19 protein-coding genes are annotated in these 18,013 nt (G+C 70.3%); 11 read left to right on the top strand and 8 right to left on the bottom strand.

What is annotated here, in order from left to right:
• On the bottom strand, positions 1-461 hold a 461-nt coding region (locus tag ACZ7L5_RS19805; protein WP_471518138.1), incomplete at its 3' end, for a biotin carboxylase N-terminal domain-containing protein.
• A 364-nt stretch (positions 462-825) separates the two neighbouring features.
• Here ACZ7L5_RS19805 and ACZ7L5_RS19810 point away from each other — a divergent pair.
• A complete protein-coding gene (locus tag ACZ7L5_RS19810; RefSeq protein WP_471518139.1) occupies positions 826-1,341 on the top strand; it encodes a hypothetical protein in 516 nt (171 codons plus the stop codon).
• On the opposite strand, the gene ACZ7L5_RS19815 is transcribed toward ACZ7L5_RS19810, so the two are convergent.
• On the bottom strand, positions 1,310-1,930 hold the full coding sequence (locus ACZ7L5_RS19815; protein WP_363037954.1) for a Maf family protein: 621 nt from the start codon (positions 1,928-1,930) through the stop codon (positions 1,310-1,312). The two genes, ACZ7L5_RS19810 and ACZ7L5_RS19815, sit on opposite strands and share 32 nt — an antisense overlap.
• Positions 1,931-1,961: 31 nt before the next feature.
• Complete coding sequence (gene mmpB, locus ACZ7L5_RS19820) at positions 1,962-2,090, bottom strand: morphogenic membrane protein MmpB (protein ID WP_328424162.1); 129 nt, start codon at positions 2,088-2,090, stop codon at positions 1,962-1,964.
• A 121-nt stretch (positions 2,091-2,211) separates the two neighbouring features.
• On the opposite strand from mmpB, the gene ACZ7L5_RS19825 reads away from it, so the two are divergent.
• The gene (locus tag ACZ7L5_RS19825) at positions 2,212-3,342 is read left to right on the top strand and encodes an SGNH/GDSL hydrolase family protein (RefSeq protein ID WP_471518140.1); all 1,131 of its coding nucleotides are present in this window, start codon (positions 2,212-2,214) and stop codon (positions 3,340-3,342) included.
• Here the strand turns inward: ACZ7L5_RS19825 and ACZ7L5_RS19830 are convergent.
• Both ACZ7L5_RS19830 and ACZ7L5_RS19835 read right to left on the bottom strand, forming a co-directional pair.
• Positions 3,339-3,548 (bottom strand): acyl-CoA carboxylase epsilon subunit, encoded by a 210-nt coding sequence (locus ACZ7L5_RS19830; RefSeq protein WP_328879672.1) that lies wholly within the window; start codon positions 3,546-3,548, stop codon positions 3,339-3,341. The genes ACZ7L5_RS19825 and ACZ7L5_RS19830 overlap by 4 nt on opposite strands.
• 17 nt (positions 3,549-3,565) lie before the next feature.
• Positions 3,566-5,188 carry an acyl-CoA carboxylase subunit beta gene (locus tag ACZ7L5_RS19835; RefSeq protein WP_471518141.1) on the bottom strand — a complete coding sequence of 541 codons (1,623 nt, stop codon included), beginning with the start codon at positions 5,186-5,188 and terminating at the stop codon, positions 3,566-3,568.
• Positions 5,189-5,298: 110 nt separating this feature from the next.
• Here ACZ7L5_RS19835 and ACZ7L5_RS19840 point away from each other — a divergent pair, with 110 nt between their 5' ends.
• Entirely contained in the window at positions 5,299-6,159 is an 861-nt protein-coding gene (locus tag ACZ7L5_RS19840; RefSeq protein ID WP_365061134.1) for a biotin--[acetyl-CoA-carboxylase] ligase, read from the top strand.
• A gap of 97 nt (positions 6,160-6,256) precedes the next feature.
• On the top strand, positions 6,257-7,384 hold the full coding sequence (locus tag ACZ7L5_RS19845; protein ID WP_328879669.1) for an adenylate/guanylate cyclase domain-containing protein: 1,128 nt from the start codon (positions 6,257-6,259) through the stop codon (positions 7,382-7,384).
• 7 nt (positions 7,385-7,391) lie between these two features.
• On the opposite strand, the gene ACZ7L5_RS19850 is transcribed toward ACZ7L5_RS19845, so the two are convergent.
• The gene (locus ACZ7L5_RS19850) at positions 7,392-8,042 is read right to left on the bottom strand and encodes a hypothetical protein (protein WP_471518467.1); all 651 of its coding nucleotides are present in this window, start codon (positions 8,040-8,042) and stop codon (positions 7,392-7,394) included.
• 215 nt (positions 8,043-8,257) lie between these two features.
• On the opposite strand from ACZ7L5_RS19850, the gene ACZ7L5_RS19855 reads away from it, so the two are divergent.
• The 3 genes from ACZ7L5_RS19855 to hutH all read left to right on the top strand — a co-directional run bounded on the left by ACZ7L5_RS19855 (position 8,258) and on the right by hutH (position 11,946).
• Positions 8,258-9,058 carry an enoyl-CoA hydratase/isomerase family protein gene (locus ACZ7L5_RS19855; protein ID WP_471518142.1) on the top strand — a complete coding sequence of 267 codons (801 nt, stop codon included), beginning with the start codon at positions 8,258-8,260 and terminating at the stop codon, positions 9,056-9,058.
• Between the two features lie 108 nt (positions 9,059-9,166).
• Positions 9,167-10,315, top strand: coding sequence for a GGDEF domain-containing protein (locus ACZ7L5_RS19860; RefSeq protein ID WP_471518143.1), 1,149 nt, complete (start codon positions 9,167-9,169; stop codon positions 10,313-10,315).
• Between the two features lie 92 nt (positions 10,316-10,407).
• Positions 10,408-11,946, top strand: a complete 1,539-nt coding sequence (gene hutH / locus ACZ7L5_RS19865; protein WP_471518468.1) for a histidine ammonia-lyase — start codon at positions 10,408-10,410, stop codon at positions 11,944-11,946.
• Positions 11,947-12,016: 70 nt separating this feature from the next.
• Here hutH and ACZ7L5_RS19870 read toward each other — a convergent pair whose 3' ends face one another.
• The gene (locus ACZ7L5_RS19870) at positions 12,017-12,796 is read right to left on the bottom strand and encodes a hypothetical protein (protein WP_471518144.1); all 780 of its coding nucleotides are present in this window, start codon (positions 12,794-12,796) and stop codon (positions 12,017-12,019) included.
• Positions 12,797-12,838: 42 nt separating this feature from the next.
• Positions 12,839-13,177, bottom strand: a complete 339-nt coding sequence (locus tag ACZ7L5_RS19875; protein ID WP_328879665.1) for an LAETG motif-containing sortase-dependent surface protein — start codon at positions 13,175-13,177, stop codon at positions 12,839-12,841.
• 109 nt (positions 13,178-13,286) lie between these two features.
• Here ACZ7L5_RS19875 and ACZ7L5_RS19880 point away from each other — a divergent pair, with 109 nt between their 5' ends.
• The 4 genes from ACZ7L5_RS19880 to ACZ7L5_RS19895 all read left to right on the top strand — a co-directional run bounded on the left by ACZ7L5_RS19880 (position 13,287) and on the right by ACZ7L5_RS19895 (position 17,767).
• Positions 13,287-13,640 (top strand): hypothetical protein, encoded by a 354-nt coding sequence (locus ACZ7L5_RS19880; RefSeq protein WP_328879664.1) that lies wholly within the window; start codon positions 13,287-13,289, stop codon positions 13,638-13,640.
• Positions 13,641-13,844: 204 nt separating this feature from the next.
• Complete coding sequence (locus tag ACZ7L5_RS19885; RefSeq protein ID WP_467484170.1) at positions 13,845-15,110, top strand: L,D-transpeptidase; 1,266 nt, start codon at positions 13,845-13,847, stop codon at positions 15,108-15,110.
• 157 nt (positions 15,111-15,267) lie between these two features.
• On the top strand, positions 15,268-16,740 hold the full coding sequence (locus ACZ7L5_RS19890) for an ABC transporter permease (RefSeq protein WP_471518145.1): 1,473 nt from the start codon (positions 15,268-15,270) through the stop codon (positions 16,738-16,740).
• 343 nt (positions 16,741-17,083) lie between these two features.
• Positions 17,084-17,767, top strand: coding sequence for an ABC transporter ATP-binding protein (locus tag ACZ7L5_RS19895; RefSeq protein ID WP_362380838.1), 684 nt, complete (start codon positions 17,084-17,086; stop codon positions 17,765-17,767).
• Positions 17,768-18,013: the final 246 nt, after the last annotated feature.

Genomic DNA, 18,013 nt, shown 5'->3' on the forward strand with positions numbered 1-18,013 from the left:
ATCGGCAGGCCGTGCTCCTCGGCGAAGGCGACGACCTCGTCGGCGCCGGAGACCGGGTCGGGCGTGCCCGCGACGAGCGGGGCGCCGGCGCGCTGAGCGATGTGCCGGGCCGCGACCTTGTCACCGAGGTCGCGGATGGCCTGCGGGGGCGGGCCGATCCAGATCAGGCCGGCGTCCAGGACGGCCTGGGCGAACTCGGCGTTCTCCGACAGGAAGCCGTAGCCCGGGTGGATGGCGTCCGCGCCGGACTCGCGCGCCGCGTTCAGGACTTTCTCGATGTCCAGATAACTGCTTGCCGGGGTGTCACCGCCCAGGGCGAACGCCTCATCCGCAGCGCGGACATGCAGAGCGTCGCGGTCCGGATCCGCGTAGACGGCCACGCTCGCGATCCCGGCGTCCCGGCAGGCCCGGGCCACGCGGACAGCGATTTCGCCACGGTTGGCGATGAGCACCTTGCGCACGATTGAGGCTCCCTCCTTGAAACAAGCCGAGTTTAGGGACTGCCGACACGCCACATCGACCCGTCCCCAGTGGTGAGCTTGCCCACACGGAGCGTGATTCCAGGCTCGCTCGACCTGCGAAATCCCATGTCGCGCCACGGCACGCAGGTCTCTCCCGGAAAACCCTAGCCCTCCTCTGTGGTCAAGGTCTCTGTCATCACGTGCTGCGGGCCACTCGGTTTCTTTGTGGAATCCCTACGAATGGCCCAATGATTCTTTGCCCTCGACCGAACCCTTGTCCCGGGGTTTACCCGTTAGTAGCGTTCGCGATGTAGTTGAACGTACTTGGGGTAACAGCGCGGAGCTCGGAAGTGGGTGGGGCCCGGTGGTGCGCAGGCCGGTGGCGTGGGTGGTGGCGGTCGTGCTCTTCACGGAGGCGCTCGGCATCGCCGCTGTGAACTGGTTCCTCGGGGTCGTCGTCGACCGTCAGGACATGTCCTTGGCGGGGCTCGACCCGAACGTGATGTCGGTGTCCTCGAAGGTCGGCGGCCTGGTCTTCGGCGCCTACTTCGCGCTGTGCGGCCTGGTCGCCCTGCTCGTGGCCGTGCGCGACCGCGCCCCGGCCGGCTTCGGCCGCATCCTGCTGATCAGCGCGGCCGTGGTGCACGCCCTGCTGGGCGCCTTCGCCTGGGGCCTGGTGGGCTGGACGGCGTTCCTGTTCATGGTCGTCGTGCTCGGCCTGATAGTGCTGCTGCTCATGACGTACGACGCCCACGGCGCCGCGGGGGAGCCCGCCGACGCCGCTCCCGACGGGGGCAGGGGTGGCGACGGCTCCCCGGCAGCAGGCTCCCCGGCGGGAGGCTCTCCGGTCACGCCTCCGCCGGCGCCCACAACTCCGTGATGCCGATGCCCAGGTGCGCCAGCAGCCGGCGCACCAGCGGCAGGCTGATGCCGATCACGTTGCCGTGGTCGCCGTCGATGCCGTCGATGAACGGGGCCGAGCGGCCGTCGAGGGTGAACGCCCCGGCGACGTAGAGGGGTTCGCCGGAGGCGACGTACGCGGCGATCTCCTCGTCGGTCGGCTCGCCGAAGCGGACGACGGTGGAGGCGGTGGCCGAGGTGTACCGGCCGGTAGCGGTGTCGTAGACGCAGTGGCCGGTCTGCAGCGTGCCCGCCCGGCCGCGCATCGACTTCCAGCGTGCCGTGGCCTCCTCCGCGTCGGCCGGCTTGCCCAGGGCCTGGCCGTCCAGGTCCAGGACCGAGTCGCAGCCGATCACGATCGCGCCCATGACCTCGGGCTTCGCCGCCACGACGGAGGCCTTCGCCTCGGCCAGGGCCAGGGCCAATTCGGCGGGGGTGGGCGCGGTGACGGCGTCCTCGTCGACGCCGCTGACGATGACCTCGGGAACCAGGCCGGCCTGGCGCAGGAGATTCAGCCGGGCGGGGGACTGGGAGGCGAGGACGAGCCGGCGACGGGGCTGATCAGTCATGCGGTCAGCGTATCGGCGTGCCCGGCCGGACTCACCTCAGACCGAGCACGATCATCGTGAGCACCATGGCCAGCGCCATGAGAACGCCCAGCCGCCGCAACATCTCCTGCGTCTCGCGCAGTTCCTCGGGCGGCTCGTTCTCGGGGTCGGACCACAGCATGCCTTCCATCGTCGGTCGGCGGTTCGCGGCGGCGCCTGAGTACGCATACTCAACTTTCCCCTAAATGGTGCTACTGTTCCATTAGCTAAAGGGATTCCAGTTCCGTTTGGAGAGTTGTGCCATGTTCACCACTTCCTGGACCGCATCACCTCAGCTGCCCAGCGAGGGCTTCACACCCAACTGGTCCCGCGAGGGCTTCTGGCGCCAGTCGCTACGGCAGGTCGTGCGGCTCTCGGCGGGGGGCGGCCGGGTGCGGGTGCGGCTCTCCCACGCGTACGGCACGTCGCCCGTCCGGATCGCGGGTGCGAGCGTGGGCCGTACGGCCGCCGGGGCAGCCGTGGAGCCGGGCTCGCTCACGCGGCTCACCTTCGGGGGTGCCGGCGAGGCCGAGATCCCCGCGCGCGGGGAACTGGTCAGCGACGACGTTCCCCTCGCCGTCGCCGCCGGTGAGTCGGTGACCGTCACGCTCCATTTCGACACCGCCACCGGCCCCGCGACCTTCCACGCCCAGGCCTTCACGACCGGTTACCGGAGCGAGGGCGACCGGTCCGCGGAGCCCGGCGGCGAGGGCTTCGACGCGGCGACCGAGTCGTGGTACTTCCTGTCGGCCGTGGAGGTCGACGCGGGCCGTACGGACGCCGTCGCCCTCTTCGGTGACTCGATCACCGACGGGTTCGGGTCGACGCCGGGCGCGGACCGGCGCTGGTCGGACGTCCTCGCCGAGCGCACGGGCCGGCCGGTCCTGAACGCGGGGATCGGCGGGAACCTGCTGCTCAACGACTCGGCGTGGTACGGCGAGAAGGGTGTCCACCGGTTGCGCCGGGACGTCCTCGACCGGCCGGGCGTGGACACGCTCGTCGTCCTGCTCGGCCTGAACGACATCGGCTTCAGCGAGACGGACGAGCAGCCGACCTACAAACCGGCGCCGGTGCTGGAGGCCGGGGAACTCATCGCCGGGCACCGGGAGTTGATACGGCAGGGCAGGGCGGCGGGAGTCAGGGTGATCGGGGCGACGCTGCTGCCGTTCGGGGGCTCGGACCACTGGGGCGAGCGGGCGGCGAAGGTGAGTCACGAGCTGAACGAGTGGATCCGCAACTCGGGGGAGTACACCGCGGTGGTGGACCTGAACCGTGCGCTGGCCGATCCGGCGGACCCGGACCGGCTGCGTCCGTCGTACGACTTCGGCGATCACCTGCACCCGAACGACGCCGGGTACGAGGTGATGGCCGAAGCCGTGTCAACGGCCCTTTAGCCGGGCCAGTACGTGCGCGCCCACGTCGACGGACCCGGCTGCGGCAGCCGGTGCGCGGCGATGCGGGACGGGTCCGACCACCCGTCCCGCGGCTTGGGTGCGCCGGGCGGCGTGGCTGCTGCCGCCGCGGCGCGGGCGCGGACCACCGCCAGTGCGGCGGCCAGCTCCTCAGGTGTCGGGTTGCCCCGCAGGACCTTGATGTTCATGACGGCTCCCAGCAGGCCTAGAGGGGGATGTTGCCGTGCTTCTTCGGGGGCAGGGATTCCCGCTTGGTGCGCAGCTGACGCAGACCGCGTACGACATGGCGGCGCGTCTCGGACGGCATGATCACCGCGTCGACGTAGCCGCGCTCGGCCGCGACGTAGGGGTTGAGGAGGGCGTCCTCGTACTCCTGGATCAGCCGCGCCCGCACCGCCTCCAGATCCTCGCCGCCCGCCTCGGCCTCGGCGATGGTGCGCCGGTGCAGGATGTTGACCGCGCCCTGGGCGCCCATGACGGCGATCTGGGCGGTGGGCCAGGCCAGGTTGAGGTCGGCGCCGAGGTGCTTGGAGCCCATGACGTCGTAGGCGCCGCCGAAGGCCTTGCGGGTGATGATCGTGATCAGCGGGACCGTCGCCTCGGCGTAGGCGTAGATCAGCTTGGCGCCGCGGCGGATGATGCCGTCGTGCTCCTGGTCGACGCCCGGGAGGAAGCCGGGCACGTCGACGAAGGTGATCACCGGGACGTTGAAGGCGTCGCAGGTGCGCACGAAGCGCGCGGCCTTCTCGGAGGCGGCGATGTCGAGACAGCCGGCGAACTGCATCGGCTGGTTGGCGACGATGCCGACCGGGCGGCCCTCGACCCGTCCGTACCCGGTGACGATGTTCGGCGCGAACAGCGGCTGCGTCTCGAAGAACTCGGCGTCGTCCAGGATGTGTTCGATCACCGCGTGCATGTCGTACGGCTGGTTCGCGCTGTCCGGGACCAGCGTGTCCAGCTCCAGGTCCTCGGCGGTGAGGGTGAGGTCGGCCTCCTCGGGGAAGGCCGGGGGCTCGGAGAGGTTGTTGGACGGCAGGTACGACAGCAGTTGCTTGACGTATTCGATGGCGTCCTTCTCGTCGCCGGCCATGTGATGCGCCACGCCCGAGGCGGAGTTGTGGGTGCGCGCGCCGCCCAGCTCCTCGAAGCCGACGTCCTCGCCGGTGACCGTCTTGATGACGTCCGGGCCGGTGATGAACATGTGCGAGGTCTGGTCGACCATGATCGTGAAGTCGGTGATGGCGGGGGAGTAGACCGCACCGCCCGCGCAGGGCCCGACGACGAGCGAGATCTGCGGGATCACACCGCTGGCGTGGGTGTTGCGGCGGAAGATCTCGCCGTACGCGCCCAGCGAGGCCACGCCCTCCTGGATGCGGGCGCCGCCGGAGTCGTTGATGCCGATGACCGGACAGCCGGTCTTCAGCGCGAAGTCCATGACCTTGACGATCTTCTGGCCGTAGACCTCGCCCAGCGCGCCGCCGAAGACGGTGAAGTCCTGCGAGAACACGGCGACGGGGCGGCCGTCGACGGTCCCGTACCCGGTGACGACACCGTCGCCGTACGGGCGGTTGGCCTCCAGGCCGAAGTTGGTCGAGCGGTGCCGGGCGAACTCGTCGAGCTCGACGAAGGACCCCTCGTCGAGGAGGAGGTCGATGCGCTCACGGGCCGTCAACTTGCCCTTGGCGTGCTGCTTTTCGACGGCGCGTGCGGAGCCGGCGTGCGTCGCTTCCTCGATACGGCGCTGGAGATCCGCGAGCTTGCCCGCGGTGGTGTGGATGTCGATCCCTTGGGACTCTTGGATCTCGTGACGCTCTTCCGGCTCGGACATCGGGATGGCGCTCCCTGCCTGCTCAAAAGGGGGGACGGTTACTCATCCGTAGAGTAGTGGGGGGCCTGCGAATCAGCAGTGCGGCGTTTCACACACCTAGGGTGGCTTGCATGACGCCGCGAGATGCATCAGACGACAGCCGTTGGTCCGACCTGGACCGTCCACCGCTGAACGCCGCCGCACTGCGGCGCGGGCTCATCCGGGACGACGGGCTGTGGCGCGAGGTGGAGGTGGTGCAGCGCACCGGCTCCACCAACACCGACCTGGTGGGCCTGGCGACCGACGGCAAGGCGGTCGAGGGCTCGGTGCTGGTCGCCGAGGAGCAGACGGCCGGCAAGGGCCGCCTGGACCGCACCTGGACGGCACCGCCCCGCTCGGGGCTGTTCTTCTCCGTGCTGCTGAACCCGGCGGAGGTGCCGGCGGCCCGCTGGGGCTGGCTGCCGCTGCTCACGGGGGTCGCCGTGGCGACGGGCCTGTCGCGCGCGGCAGGCGTCGACACGGCACTCAAGTGGCCGAACGACCTGCTGGTGACCGTCGGCGGCGAGGAACGCAAGGCCGGCGGGATTCTGGCGGAGCGGGCCGGTGACGAGGGTGTGGTCATCGGCGTCGGCATCAATGTCACGCTGCGTGCGGACGAGCTCCCGGTGCCGCAGGCGGGCTCCCTGGCCCTCGCCGGAGCCGTGAGTACGGACCGGGATCCCTTGCTGCGGGGCATCCTGCGCTCGCTGGAGGAGTGGTACGGACGGTGGCGGGCCGCGACCGGGGATCCGGTGGTGAGCGGCCTCCAGGAGACGTACGCGGCGGGGTGCGCGACGCTGGGGAGAGTGGTGCGGGCCGAGTTGCCGGGACATCGGTCGATCATGGGGGAGGCCGTCGCGATCGACGGTGACGGGCGGCTGGTGCTGGCGACGGCTGAGGGCGTGCAGGAGCCGGTGGGAGCAGGCGACATCGTGCACTTGAGGTTGGCGTGACTTCGCCTACCGGGCTTCCGGAGTGAGGTGGCCCACACCTGCCGTAAAGTGAAGGCCGGTCGATTACTGACCGCGGCAGATCGGAAGGGCAGCAGGCGTGACCGTCGACGACACGGGCTCCGGCGCGGGCGAGGACGGCCGGGTGGATTCCCCCGACGCCGACCCCGGCGAGGATCCGCTCGCGCTGCGCCTCGAACAGCTCATCCTCGGTGCCGAGCGGCGCTACACCCCGTTTCAGGCGGCCCGTAGCGCCGGTGTCTCCATGGAGCTGGCGTCCCGGTTCTGGCGGGCCATGGGCTTCGCCGACATCGGGCAGGCCAAGGCGCTGACCGAGGCCGACGTCCTGGCGCTCAGGCGCCTCGCCGGTCTCGTCGAGGCGGGGCTGCTCAGCGAGGCCATGGCCGTGCAGGTGGCCAGATCCACCGGGCAGACCACCGCGCGTCTGGCCGACTGGCAGATCGACTCGTTCCTGGAGGGACTCACCGAGCCGCCGGAGCCGGGGATGACGCGGACCGAGGTGACGTATCCCCTGGTCGAGCTGCTCCTGCCCGAACTGGAGGAGTTCCTCGTCTACGTCTGGCGCCGCCAGCTCGCCGCCGCGACCGGCCGGGTCGTGCAGGCCGCCGACGACGAGGAGATGGTCGACCGGCGGCTGTGCGTGGGCTTCGCGGACCTCGTCGGGTTCACGCGGCTGACCCGCCGGATGGAGGAGGAGGAACTCGGCGAACTCGTCGAGGCCTTCGAGACCACCGCGGCCGACCTCGTGGCCGCGCGCGGCGGGCGACTGGTCAAGACGCTCGGCGACGAGGTGCTCTTCTCGGCCGACGACGCGGCGGTCGCCGCGGAGATCGCCCTGCGGCTCATCGAGACGATGGCCAACGACGAGACGATGCCCGAGCTGCGCGTCGGCATCGCCTTCGGCACGGTGACCACCCGAATGGGCGATGTCTTCGGTACGACCGTGAACCTCGCCTCGCGCCTGACGTCGATAGCTCCGCGTGACGCCGTCCTCGTCGACAGTGCGTTCGCCGAGGAGCTCATCAGATCGGGTGAGGCCCCGGCCTCTGAGGCGGAGGCGGCGGAGGCCGCTCTCGCGGCGGAGAAGGAAGGCGAGGAGTCGCCGGTGTACCGGTTCGCGCTGCAGCCGATGTGGCAGAGGCCGGTGCGAGGGCTTGGGGTCGTCGAGCCCTGGCTGTTGACGCGGAGGGCGTTGCCGGCGGACTGAGCGCCGTTCAGCCACCGCCGGCCAGGTGGTCCACGCAGAGGCCGATGATCGGGATGCACACGCTCCCGTCGTCGGAGTCGTCCGGCCGTGGGGCCGGGGGATTCGATGCGGTCTGGCTCGGGGTCGGGATCTCGGTGGGGGCCGGGGCCGGTTGCTGCGCCTGCCCGGTCGTGGCCGGTGGGTCCGGTGCGGGAGTGGGCGCCGCGGCGTCGTCCGCGGGGCGCCCCCGGCCGTTGGGCGGCGTGGTGGCAGGGCTGTTCGTGGTCGGTACGACGATGGTGCCCGTCGTCGGTGTTGTTCCCAGGCCGCCCATGGCGGAAGTCGCTGCCGGGCTCGGCTTCGGGGTGGTCGTCGGGATCGTGGCGGCGGCGTTGGTCGCGCCGTCCGTGTCCGTACCGGGGACCGGGGTGGGGTCGGCTTCCGCTGCGCCGAGGCCGGTGACGCCGGAGTCGGGGGTCAGACGTACGAGGCTCAGCGCGCCGGCGGCCAGGGCGAGGCCTCCCGCCGCGAGGAGGACCTTGCGGGGGCGTGGCCGGCGATGGCGGCCCCGGGGGCCGAAGAGGCGGCTGACCGCCTCGGTGTCCGCCGGTGCCTCGCTCGCTTCGGCACTCCGCGCCGCCGCGCCTCTGGCCTGCGGTCCTTCCGCCGTCACACCCATCACGACCCCTCCCAACGCGCTCGCGCCCCCAATGCGCTGTGGCTCGCGCACGTTATGTGCTGTCGTTGGCGGTAGGGCGGGAGTTGGGCGGGATGTCACTCGAACGGGGTGTCGGGACTCGACTCGGGAACCGCTCGCGGTGGGCCTTTCCCCGGCGGGGTCCGGCTGCGATGATCGGGGCGAGTGTTGTTAACCCGCGTTAACCGGAGGGTGTCATGAGTGAGGAGCGGTACGGGGAGTTCGTGCTGGTGCGCAGGCACGGGCCCGGACATGTCGCGGAGCTCGTACTCGACCGGCCCAAGGCCATGAACGCCGTGTCGACGGAGATGGCCCGTTCGATCGCGGGGGCGTGTGCGGCACTGGGTGCGGACAACGGCGTACGGGCCGTCGTCCTGACCTCGACGCATGAGCGGGCGTTCTGTGTCGGTGCGGATCTGAAGGAGCGGAACTCCTTCAGCGATGCGGATCTGGTGCGGCAGCGGCCGGTGGCGCGAGGTGCGTACACGGGGGTGCTGGAGTTGCCGGTGCCGACGATCGCGGCGGTGCACGGCTTCGCGTTGGGGGGCGGCTTCGAACTGGCGCTGTCGTGCGATGTGATCGTGGCCGACCGTACGGCCGTGGTGGGGCTGCCCGAGGTGTCGGTCGGAGTGATTCCGGGGGGTGGCGGCACGCAGTTGCTGCCGCGGCGGGTGGGCGCGGCCAGGGCTGCGGAGCTGATCTTCACCGCGCGCCGGGTCGAGGCCGTCGAGGCCCGGGAGCTCGGGCTGGTGGATGAGCTGGTGGAAGCGGGGCAGGACCGGGAACAGGCGCTGGCCCTGGGGGCTCGGATCGCCGTGAACTCGCCGGTCGGGCTGCGGGCCGCCAAGCGGGCGCTGCGGGTCGGGCACGGCATGGACCTGAGGGCCGGCCTTGAGGTCGAGGACGCGGCCTGGCGGGCCACGGCGTTCTCGGGGGACCGGGCGGAGGGGGTGGCCGCGTTCAATGAGAAGCGGAAGCCCGAGTGGCCCGGCGAGTGAGGGTGGCCGGGCGGAGTGACGGTGTCTTTCGGCTTGCGGGCCGGCGCTGAGCTCCCCGTTCGCCACACCAAAGTCCCAAATCATGGCAAACCTCCCTAACCTGGAGTGATGGGCGAGGACACACGGCTCGCGGCCGTAGTGGCGTTGGCGCAGGGGATGGCGGCGGTGCACACCCCGCGGGAGTCCTGGCGGGCTGCGGCGTCTGGGGCGTGTCGGGCGCTGGCCGGGAGTTTTGCCGCGCTGTCGGTGTGGGAGCGGGAGCTCGGGCGGTTGCGGGTGCTGGTCAACGTCGGGGACCGCACCCAGGGGGAGGAGGAGTTCCCCGGTGATGAGGCCTATCCCGTGCATCAGTTCCCGGAGATCACCGAGTTCCTGCACGAGCGGTGGGCCGCCGGCGGGGAGCCCAACGCCTGGGTGGAGACGGCCGAAGGTCCCGCCGCCGGGCAGCCCGGCTACTGCCACCAGCGGGTCGCCGCCCTGCGGCGGCGGGGGCGGGGGTGCTGTGTCGTAGCGCCGATCGTGCTGAACGGGCGGGCGTGGGGCGAGCTCTACGTGGCCCGGTCCGCAGGGGCTCCCGTCTTCGACCGCGGGGATGCCGACTTCGCCACCGTGCTCGCCTCCGTCGTGGCCGCGGGCCTTGCGCAGAGTGAGCGGCTGGAGGAGGCGCGGCGGCTGGCGTTCACCGACGCGCTCACCGGGCTCGCCAACCGGCGTGCCGTCGATGTGCGGTTGGAGGAGGCCATCGAGCGGCATCGCAGGGACGGGGTCGTGGTCAGCCTCGTCGTCTGTGACCTCAACGGGCTCAAGCGGGTCAACGACACCCAGGGGCATGCGGTGGGTGACCGTCTGCTGGAGCGGTTCGGGTCGGTTCTGTCGTTGTGCGGCGCCATGCTGCCCGGCGCTCTCGCGGCGCGGCTCGGCGGCGACGAGTTCTGTCTGCTGGCCGTGGGGCCGGCCGCCGACGACGTGGTGAAAGCCGCGGATGAACTGTGTCGTCGGGCCGCCGAGTTGGAGCTCGGGGAAGGGGTGGCGTGCGGGGTCGCGTCCACGGAGGATCCGATCGGGGCCGTGCGTTCTGCCCGGCGGTTGTTCCGGCTGGCCGATGCCGCGCAGTACCAGGCCAAGGCCGTACTGTCCGACAGGCCCGTGATCGCCGGGCGCGAGGGGCCGGACGACCCGGTCGTACGCCTCGCCGACGCGGAGCCCTCCGGGGAGGGGGCGGTGGAGCGGCGGCGGTTCCGGGGGCGGCTGCCGTGACCGGCTGGATGTGCTGACCGGCGTGTAAGGGGTGTACCCCTCACCCACTAGTGACATCTTCGTCTTCACTGCGTACGCTCCTGAATATGGATATGCACACTGTGGTGGTGGGGACGTCCGGGGTCACCGCGTCCGACGTCCTTGCCGTGGCGCGGGGTGGGGCCCGGGTCGAGCTGTCGGAGGAGGCGGTCGCGGCGCTGGCTGCGGCTCGCGGGATCGTGGATGCGCTGGCGGCCAAGCCCGAGCCCGTCTACGGCGTGTCCACCGGCTTCGGCGCCCTGGCGACCCGGCACATCAGCCAGGAGCTGCGGGCGCAGCTGCAGCGCAACATCGTTCGTTCGCACGCGGCGGGGATGGGGCCGCGGGTGGAGCGGGAGGTCGTACGGGCCCTGATGTTCCTGCGGCTCAAGACCGTCTGCTCGGGGCACACGGGAGTACGGCCGGAGGTCGCGCAGACCATGGCCGACGTGCTCAACGCCGGGATCACGCCCGTCGTCCACGAGTACGGCTCCCTCGGCTGCTCCGGTGACCTCGCTCCCCTTTCGCACTGCGCCCTCACCCTGATGGGGGAGGGGGACGCCGAAGGTCCGGACGGGAGCGTGCGGCCCGCCGGTGAGCTGCTTGCCGCGCACGGCATCGCCCCCGTCGAACTGCGTGAGAAGGAGGGGCTCGCCCTCCTCAACGGCACCGACGGCATGCTCGGCATGCTCGTCATGGCCCTCGCCGACCTGGACGCGCTCTACAAGTCCGCCGACGTCACCGCCGCACTCAGCCTCGAAGCGCTGCTCGGGACCGACAAGGTGCTCGCGCCCGAACTGCACGCCATCCGGCCGCACCCGGGGCAGGGCGCCTCCGCAGCCAACATGCTCGCCGTGCTGAAGGGTTCGGAGCTGACCGGGCATCACCAGGACGACGCGCCCCGCGTCCAGGACGCCTACTCGGTGCGCTGCGCCCCGCAGGTCGCCGGCGCCGGGCGGGACACCCTGGCGCACGCACGGCTCGTCGCCGAGCGGGAACTCGCCTCCGCCGTCGACAACCCGGTCGTGCTGCCCGACGGACGTGTGGAGTCCAACGGCAACTTCCACGGGGCGCCCGTCGCCTACGTGCTCGACTTCCTCGCCATCGCCGTCGCCGACCTCGCCTCCATCGCCGAGCGCCGTACCGACCGGCTGCTCGACAAGAACCGCAGCCATGGGCTGCCGCCGTTCCTGGCCGACGACGCCGGTGTCGACTCGGGGCTGATGATCGCCCAGTACACGCAGGCGGCACTGGTGAGCGAGCTGAAGAGGCTGGCCGTTCCGGCGTCCGCCGACTCGATTCCCTCCTCCGCCATGCAGGAGGACCACGTCTCCATGGGCTGGTCGGCCGCACGCAAGCTCCGTACCGCCGTCGACAACCTCACGCGCGTCCTGGCCATCGAGCTCTACGCCGCCACCCGCGCCATAGAACTGAGGGAGGGGCTCGCCCCCGCGCCGGCCTCGCAGGCGGTCATCGACGCCGTACGGGACGCCGGGGTCCAGGGCGCCGGGCCCGACCGGTTCCTGGCACCCGACCTCGCCGCGGCCGACGCGTTCGTGCGCGCCGGGGAGCTGGTCGCTGCCGCGGAGAAGGTCACCGGCCCGCTCCAGTGACAAGCGAAGGGGCCCTGTCGTACGACCGACAGGGCCCCGATGTGTCTGACCGGCTTGATTCTTGAGCGGGTTACTTCAGCTTGGCGCTCTGCGCGTCGATCAGGGCGGCCGGGACGTCGTACGGCTTGTCCGTGAACATCAGGCCGAGGTTGATCGTGTAGTACGTGGCGATGGTGCTGCCGTGCCGCACCACCTCGATGTGCGTGGTGCCCGTGTCGCCGTCCTGCTCGCTGACCGCGGTGAACGCCACGGACTCGTCACCGGCACCGGACGCCTTCTCCGCGGTGATCTTGGTGAGCTTCTGGTCGCTGCCCTGCATGGTGACGGGGAAGCCGCCGGAGCAGCTCTTCACCGCGTCCGACACGGACTTGAAGGTCTCGGTGGCGCCGTCACCGTCGTACGAGGACAGGCCCACGACCGTCATGTTGAGGCTCATCGCGTCGGTGAGAGAGTCCTCGATCTCGCCCTCGCTCAGGTCCTCGAGGGACTTGGAGGCGTTGTCGGTGGGCTTCTCTTTCTTCTCGCGGGACATGACGGCCGCGTTCGAAGCCGAATCGCCCGGCGGCAGCCCGCCCATGGCGTAGGCCAGCGGCGTGCACTGCGCCTCGCTGCTCTTGATCTGGTCCTTGGACTTCGGCAACTGCTTGCCGGACGCGTCCACCTCGTATCCCTCGACATCGCCCTGCGCGATGATCGCCTTCTTCAACTCCGCGGCGCTGAGCGCCTTCGCGGCCTGCCCGTCCGACCCGTTCGAGTCGTCCGACCCCCCACCGCAACCCGTGACAAGGGCGAGCGACAGTGCGCTCACGGCAACCGTGGCGGCTGCACGCACGCCCGATGATCTCTTCATGGGCGGACTATGAAGCCGATGTGAAGGAATCGTCAAGCGAATTCAGAAGCCGAGGCGTTCCCGGCGCACCGAGTAGGCGACGAAGCCCGCGCCCAGCGCGAGGAACACGGTCCCGCCGACGATGTACGGCGTGGTGTCGAAGCTTCCGGTGTCGGCGAGCCGGGTGCCGTCCCCGGTGCTGTCGTCGGCGCTCGCGGACGCGGCCCGTGCCTGCTGGGTGACCTGGGCCGTGGGTATCGCCGAAGGCTCCGTTCTCGCCGGTCCGTCGCCCGTGGCGTTCGCGGAGGGTACGAACCACAGGGCGCCCAGCAGGGCTCCCGCGGCGGTGGCGGTCAGCAGCGATCGGCGTGCGGTGGACGTCGATCGATGAGCGGCGGACACGGAATATCGATCCCCTTGTGGCGCTGGCGAATTGGCCGTGTGGGGCGATGTTAGTGAAAGTCGCGGGTCACGGGAAAGTCACGGGAGAAAAGGGCCGTACTCTCCGGGCATGAGTACTGCAGAAACATCACGGTTTGTACGGCTTCGCGTGGAGCTCGTCCTCGAAGTGGACGAGCGGGACGCCGTCACCAAGGCCGCCCTGCGGCGGATCGCCGACGACGTCACCATGCCGGTCGACGAACGGGCCCACGCCGAAGCCGCTGTGACGGAAGACACTGCCGAGGCCCTCGCCTATCTCGTTGATCCATTCGACCTGGTCAGCGAGGTGCCCGGAGTCGAGCTCGCACAGGCCTCCTGGTCCAGCGAGCGGATCGACTACGACCCGGATTCGCCGGAGTGGGACCTCGGCGAGGATGATGGTGAGGAGGACTTCGACCGCGAAGTGGCCGAGCGGGCCGGCTGAGGCGTCTTGGGGAAATCGTGACCCCGGGCGGCAACCGCCGCCCGGGGTTTCGTCGTCTCATGGGGCGCACTGACCGAAACCCGCACCACCTGCCTCAGCAGACGTGGTGTGCCCCACACATGCGGGGAATGTGGAACGGGACGAACCGGTCGTAGCGTTGAAGGTTCTTGACGGGGACTCTCGGGGTTCTGGGGATTCGGGAAGATGGAGAAGCGTGTGATGACGAACAGTAGGCGGCGCAAGGGCCTGACGGTCGCGTCCGCACTGCTCGGCGGTGTCCTGGTGCTCTCGGCCTGCTCCGGCGGCGACGACAGTGCCTCCGGCAGCGACGGGGGCGACTCGTCGCAGGCCAAGGTCGACGAGGCGGCCGCCAAGAAGACCTCCGAGGCCCAGATCAAGATCAAGCCCGAGGACGGCACCGACAACGCCTCCATCAACAACTCCGCCGCCGTCACCGTGAGCAAGGGCACGCTCACCGAGGTGACGATGACCACCGCCGAGGGCGCCGCGGTCGAGGGCGAGATATCCGCCGACAAGACCAGCTGGAAGCCCAGCGCCCAGCTGGAGCGCTCGACCACCTACAAGATCTCGGTGACCGCGAAGGACACGAAGGGCCTGGACGCCCACGAGAACGCCTCCTTCACCACGGTCTCCCCGAAGAACAGCTTCCTCGGCTACTTCACGCCGGAGGACGGCTCGACCGTCGGCGTCGGCATGCCCGTGTCGATCAACTTCGACAAGTCGATCAGCAACAAGGCCGCCGTCCAGAAGGGCGTCACCGTCTCCACCACCAGCGGCCAGGAAGTCGCCTGCCACTGGTTCAACGACACCCGCATGGACTGCCGGCCCGACGAGTACTGGCAGGAGGGCTCGACCGTCACCCTGAAGATGGCCCTGGACGGGGTCGAGGGCGCCGACGGTGTCTACGGCGTCCAGGAGAAGACGGTCACCTTCAAGATCGGCCGCAACCAGGTCTCCTACGTCGACGCGAAGACCAAGCAGATGAAGGTCACGCAGGACGGCAAGACCATCAAGACCATCCCGATCTCGGCCGGTTCCCCGGAGAACAAGACCTACCAGGGCGTCATGGTGATGTCCGAGAAGTTCAAGGAGACGCGCATGAACGGCGCGACCGTGGGCTTCACGGACGACGACGGCAAGGGCGAGTACGACATCAAGGACGTGCCGCACGCCATTCGCCTCAGCGGCTCCGGCACCTTCATCCACGGCAACTACTGGGGTGCGAAGTCCATCTTCGGCAGCGTGAACACCAGCCACGGCTGCGTGGGCCTGTCCGACACCAAGGGCGCCAACGACAAGGGCACCGCGGGCTACTGGTTCTACAACAACTCGATCGTCGGTGACGTCGTGGTCGTCCAGAACACCGGCGACAAGACGATCGCGCCGGACAACGGCCTCAACGGCTGGAACATGGACTGGGCGCAGTGGAAGGCCGGTTCGGCCGTCTGATCCGTCCCGCGCGCACAGTCGCCGCACAGTCCCCGCACAACTGACCGGTGCCGCCCCCAGGGGCGGCACCGGTGTTTAGGGGCTGCTCCCAGCCTTCTCATCCATCTCTTATTTCGGCCTTATCCCTTCATCACGCGCCGTACCTACTTTGCGGCGCATGTTCTTCACCTACCTGAGGCGCGAGCTGCGCCGCCGCAGAAAGGCGGCCCTCGTCGTCGCCTCCGGACTCGCGCTGGGCATCGCGCTGGTCATCGTGGTCAACTCCGTGTCCTCCGGCATGAGCAAGGCCCAGGACAAGGTCCTGCAGTCCCTGTACGGCCTCGGCACGGACATGACCGTCACCAAGGCCGCCGAGCCGGCCGCGAGCAGCTCCGAGCGGCCGCGCTTCCAGTTCGACGCCCGGGACGACGGCTCCGACGAGGAGCAGTCCACCGACCGCGTCATGGTCCAGGGCTTCCAGACGCTCGCGAGCTCGACCGTGACCGAGGTCGGTGCGCAGAGCGGTGTCTCGGACGCCGTCGGCGGGCTGAGCCTTCAGGTCGTCAAGGTCAGCGGGCAGTTCACGCGGGGGCAGTTCCAGCAGGACCAGAGCGGCAGCGGGGGCCGGCAGGGCGGCGGGGCCGGGCAGGGCGGGGGCGGCAGCCAGCCGCAGGGCGAAGTACGGGGCGGCGGCGCCGACTTCGACGTCAACAGCTACTCCGTCTACGGCGCCGACGTCACCAAGCCGGCGCTCGGCCCGCTGACCTCCTCGAAGGTCACCAGCGGTCGTACGTTCAAGTCGGCGGAGACCAACGCGAAGGTCGTTGTCGCCGACACCTCCTACGCCAAGGAGAAGAAGCTCAAGGTCGGCTCCACCGTCACCGTCAAGGGCACCAAGTTCACGGTGATCGGCATCGCCACGCCCGACAGCGGCGACGCGGCGGCCAACCTGTACATCCCGCTGAAGCAGGCGCAGACGCTCGCCGACGCGAAGGACAAGGTCACCACCATCTACGTCAAGGCGTCCGACTCCCAGCAGATCGACGCCGTCAAGTCGGCGATTCAGAAGAACATCTCCGGTACGACGGTGACGACCTCCGCGGACCTCGCGGACACGGTGTCCGGCTCCCTGTCCACGGCGTCCTCCCTCGCCACCAGCGTGGGCAAGTGGCTCTCCATCGCGGTGCTCATCGCCGCGTTCCTGGTGGCCGGGCTGCTGACCTCCTCCGCGGTGTCGCGCCGGGTACGGGAGTTCGGCACGCTGAAGGCGCTGGGCTGGAAGTCGGGCCGGGTGACCCGGCAGGTGGTCGGCGAGGCGATCGTGAACGGGCTGCTGGGCGGCGCACTGGGCATCGCGATCGGCCTTGCGGGAGCGTACGTCGTGACGGCCATCAGCCCGACGCTGCAAGCCCAGTTGGGCGGGGGTGGCGGTGGCGGCACGGGCGGCGGCCCGGGCGGGGGCGGCTTCGGGGGCCCCGGGCGGCAGACGGCAAACACGACACTCGACGTCGCCCTGACGGCACCGGTGAGCCTCACGACGGTCGCCCTGGCGGTCGGCCTGGCGGTGACGGGTGGGCTGATCGCGGGCGCCTTCGGCGGCTGGCGCGCATCACGACTGCGCCCGGCGGACGCACTGCGGCGCGTCGAGTAGCCGACGTCGGCGGCGGGTGCTGCTGCGGCCGGGCGGGGTGCCGCCGCGCCACCCGTGCCGCCTGCGGGTAGTGGGGGCTGGTCGCGCAGTTCTCCGCGCGCCTTGGGGGTTGCAGTCCCGCCGGCTGGAACGGGCCGCTGCTCGACCGGCGCCGGGCGGGCGGTGGCAGCCGACCTACCCGCCACCTCACATCCGGCGTAGCCGCGGACCGCCGCAGCTGCGGCCGACGGGACTGCAACCCGCCCCCCGGGGCGCGGGGAACTGCGCGACCAGCCCCCACCAACCCGCAGCCGAAGACGATGCGCACCACCCCCGAACCGACGGACCCACTCAGGAGCACCCCATGTACGAACTCAGAAGCGTCACCAAGCGCTACACCCGCGGCAAGGAGTCCATCCACGCCCTCGACGGAGTCGACCTCACCATCGCCGACGGCGACCGGCTCGTCATCCAGGGCCCCACCGGCGGCGGCAAATCCACCCTGCTCCAGATGATCGGCGCCCTGGACCGGCCGACCTCCGGCGAGGTCGTGCTGGACGGCACCGACCTGGCCAAGCTCTCCGAGACCCGGCTGACAAAGGTCCGCAGCGAGAACATCGGCTTCGTCTTCCAGTCGTTCAACCTCATCCCCACCCTCACCGCACAGGAGAACGTGGAGACCGCCCTCGTCCCCCTCGGGGTCAAGGCGAAGGCGCGGCGCGAACGGGCCGCCGAGGCGCTGAACTCCGTAGGCCTGGGCGAGCGGCTCGGACACCTCCCGTCCGAGATGTCCGGCGGCCAGCAGCAACGCGTCGCGATAGCCAGAGCGCTCGTCAAGCAGCCCAAGGTGCTGCTCGCCGACGAACCCACCGGAAATCTCGACGAGTCGATGCGCGACGAGATCATGGACGTACTCGAACGCATGTGGAAGGAGCTCGGGTTGACCTTCATCATGGTCACCCACGACTCGGCGATCGCGAAAAAGGCCCCGCGGCTGGCGACCATCCGCAAGGGGCGGATCACTGTCAAGGAGAACGCGGGGGCGTAACCCGGCGACTGGGTAACGGAGTTCGCGCCGTCGCGTAACAGTCGGCCGGTGTGCTTCTTACCTTCTTCTCATCTCTTGAGGTGTCTGATCGCCCCTCGGCATACTCCGTATTCCGGGGGGCGGCGCGCATGCGTACGGGACCTCCTCCGGCCGGGTGAACGGGGTAATTCGCCCGGACCTTCTGCAAGGGGGAAACTTGCGCAGACAATTCAAAAGAGTAGGCGCGGCCTCTGTCGCCACGGCCGC

The sequence above is a fragment of the Streptomyces sp. NPDC107528 genome (assembly GCF_055639295.1).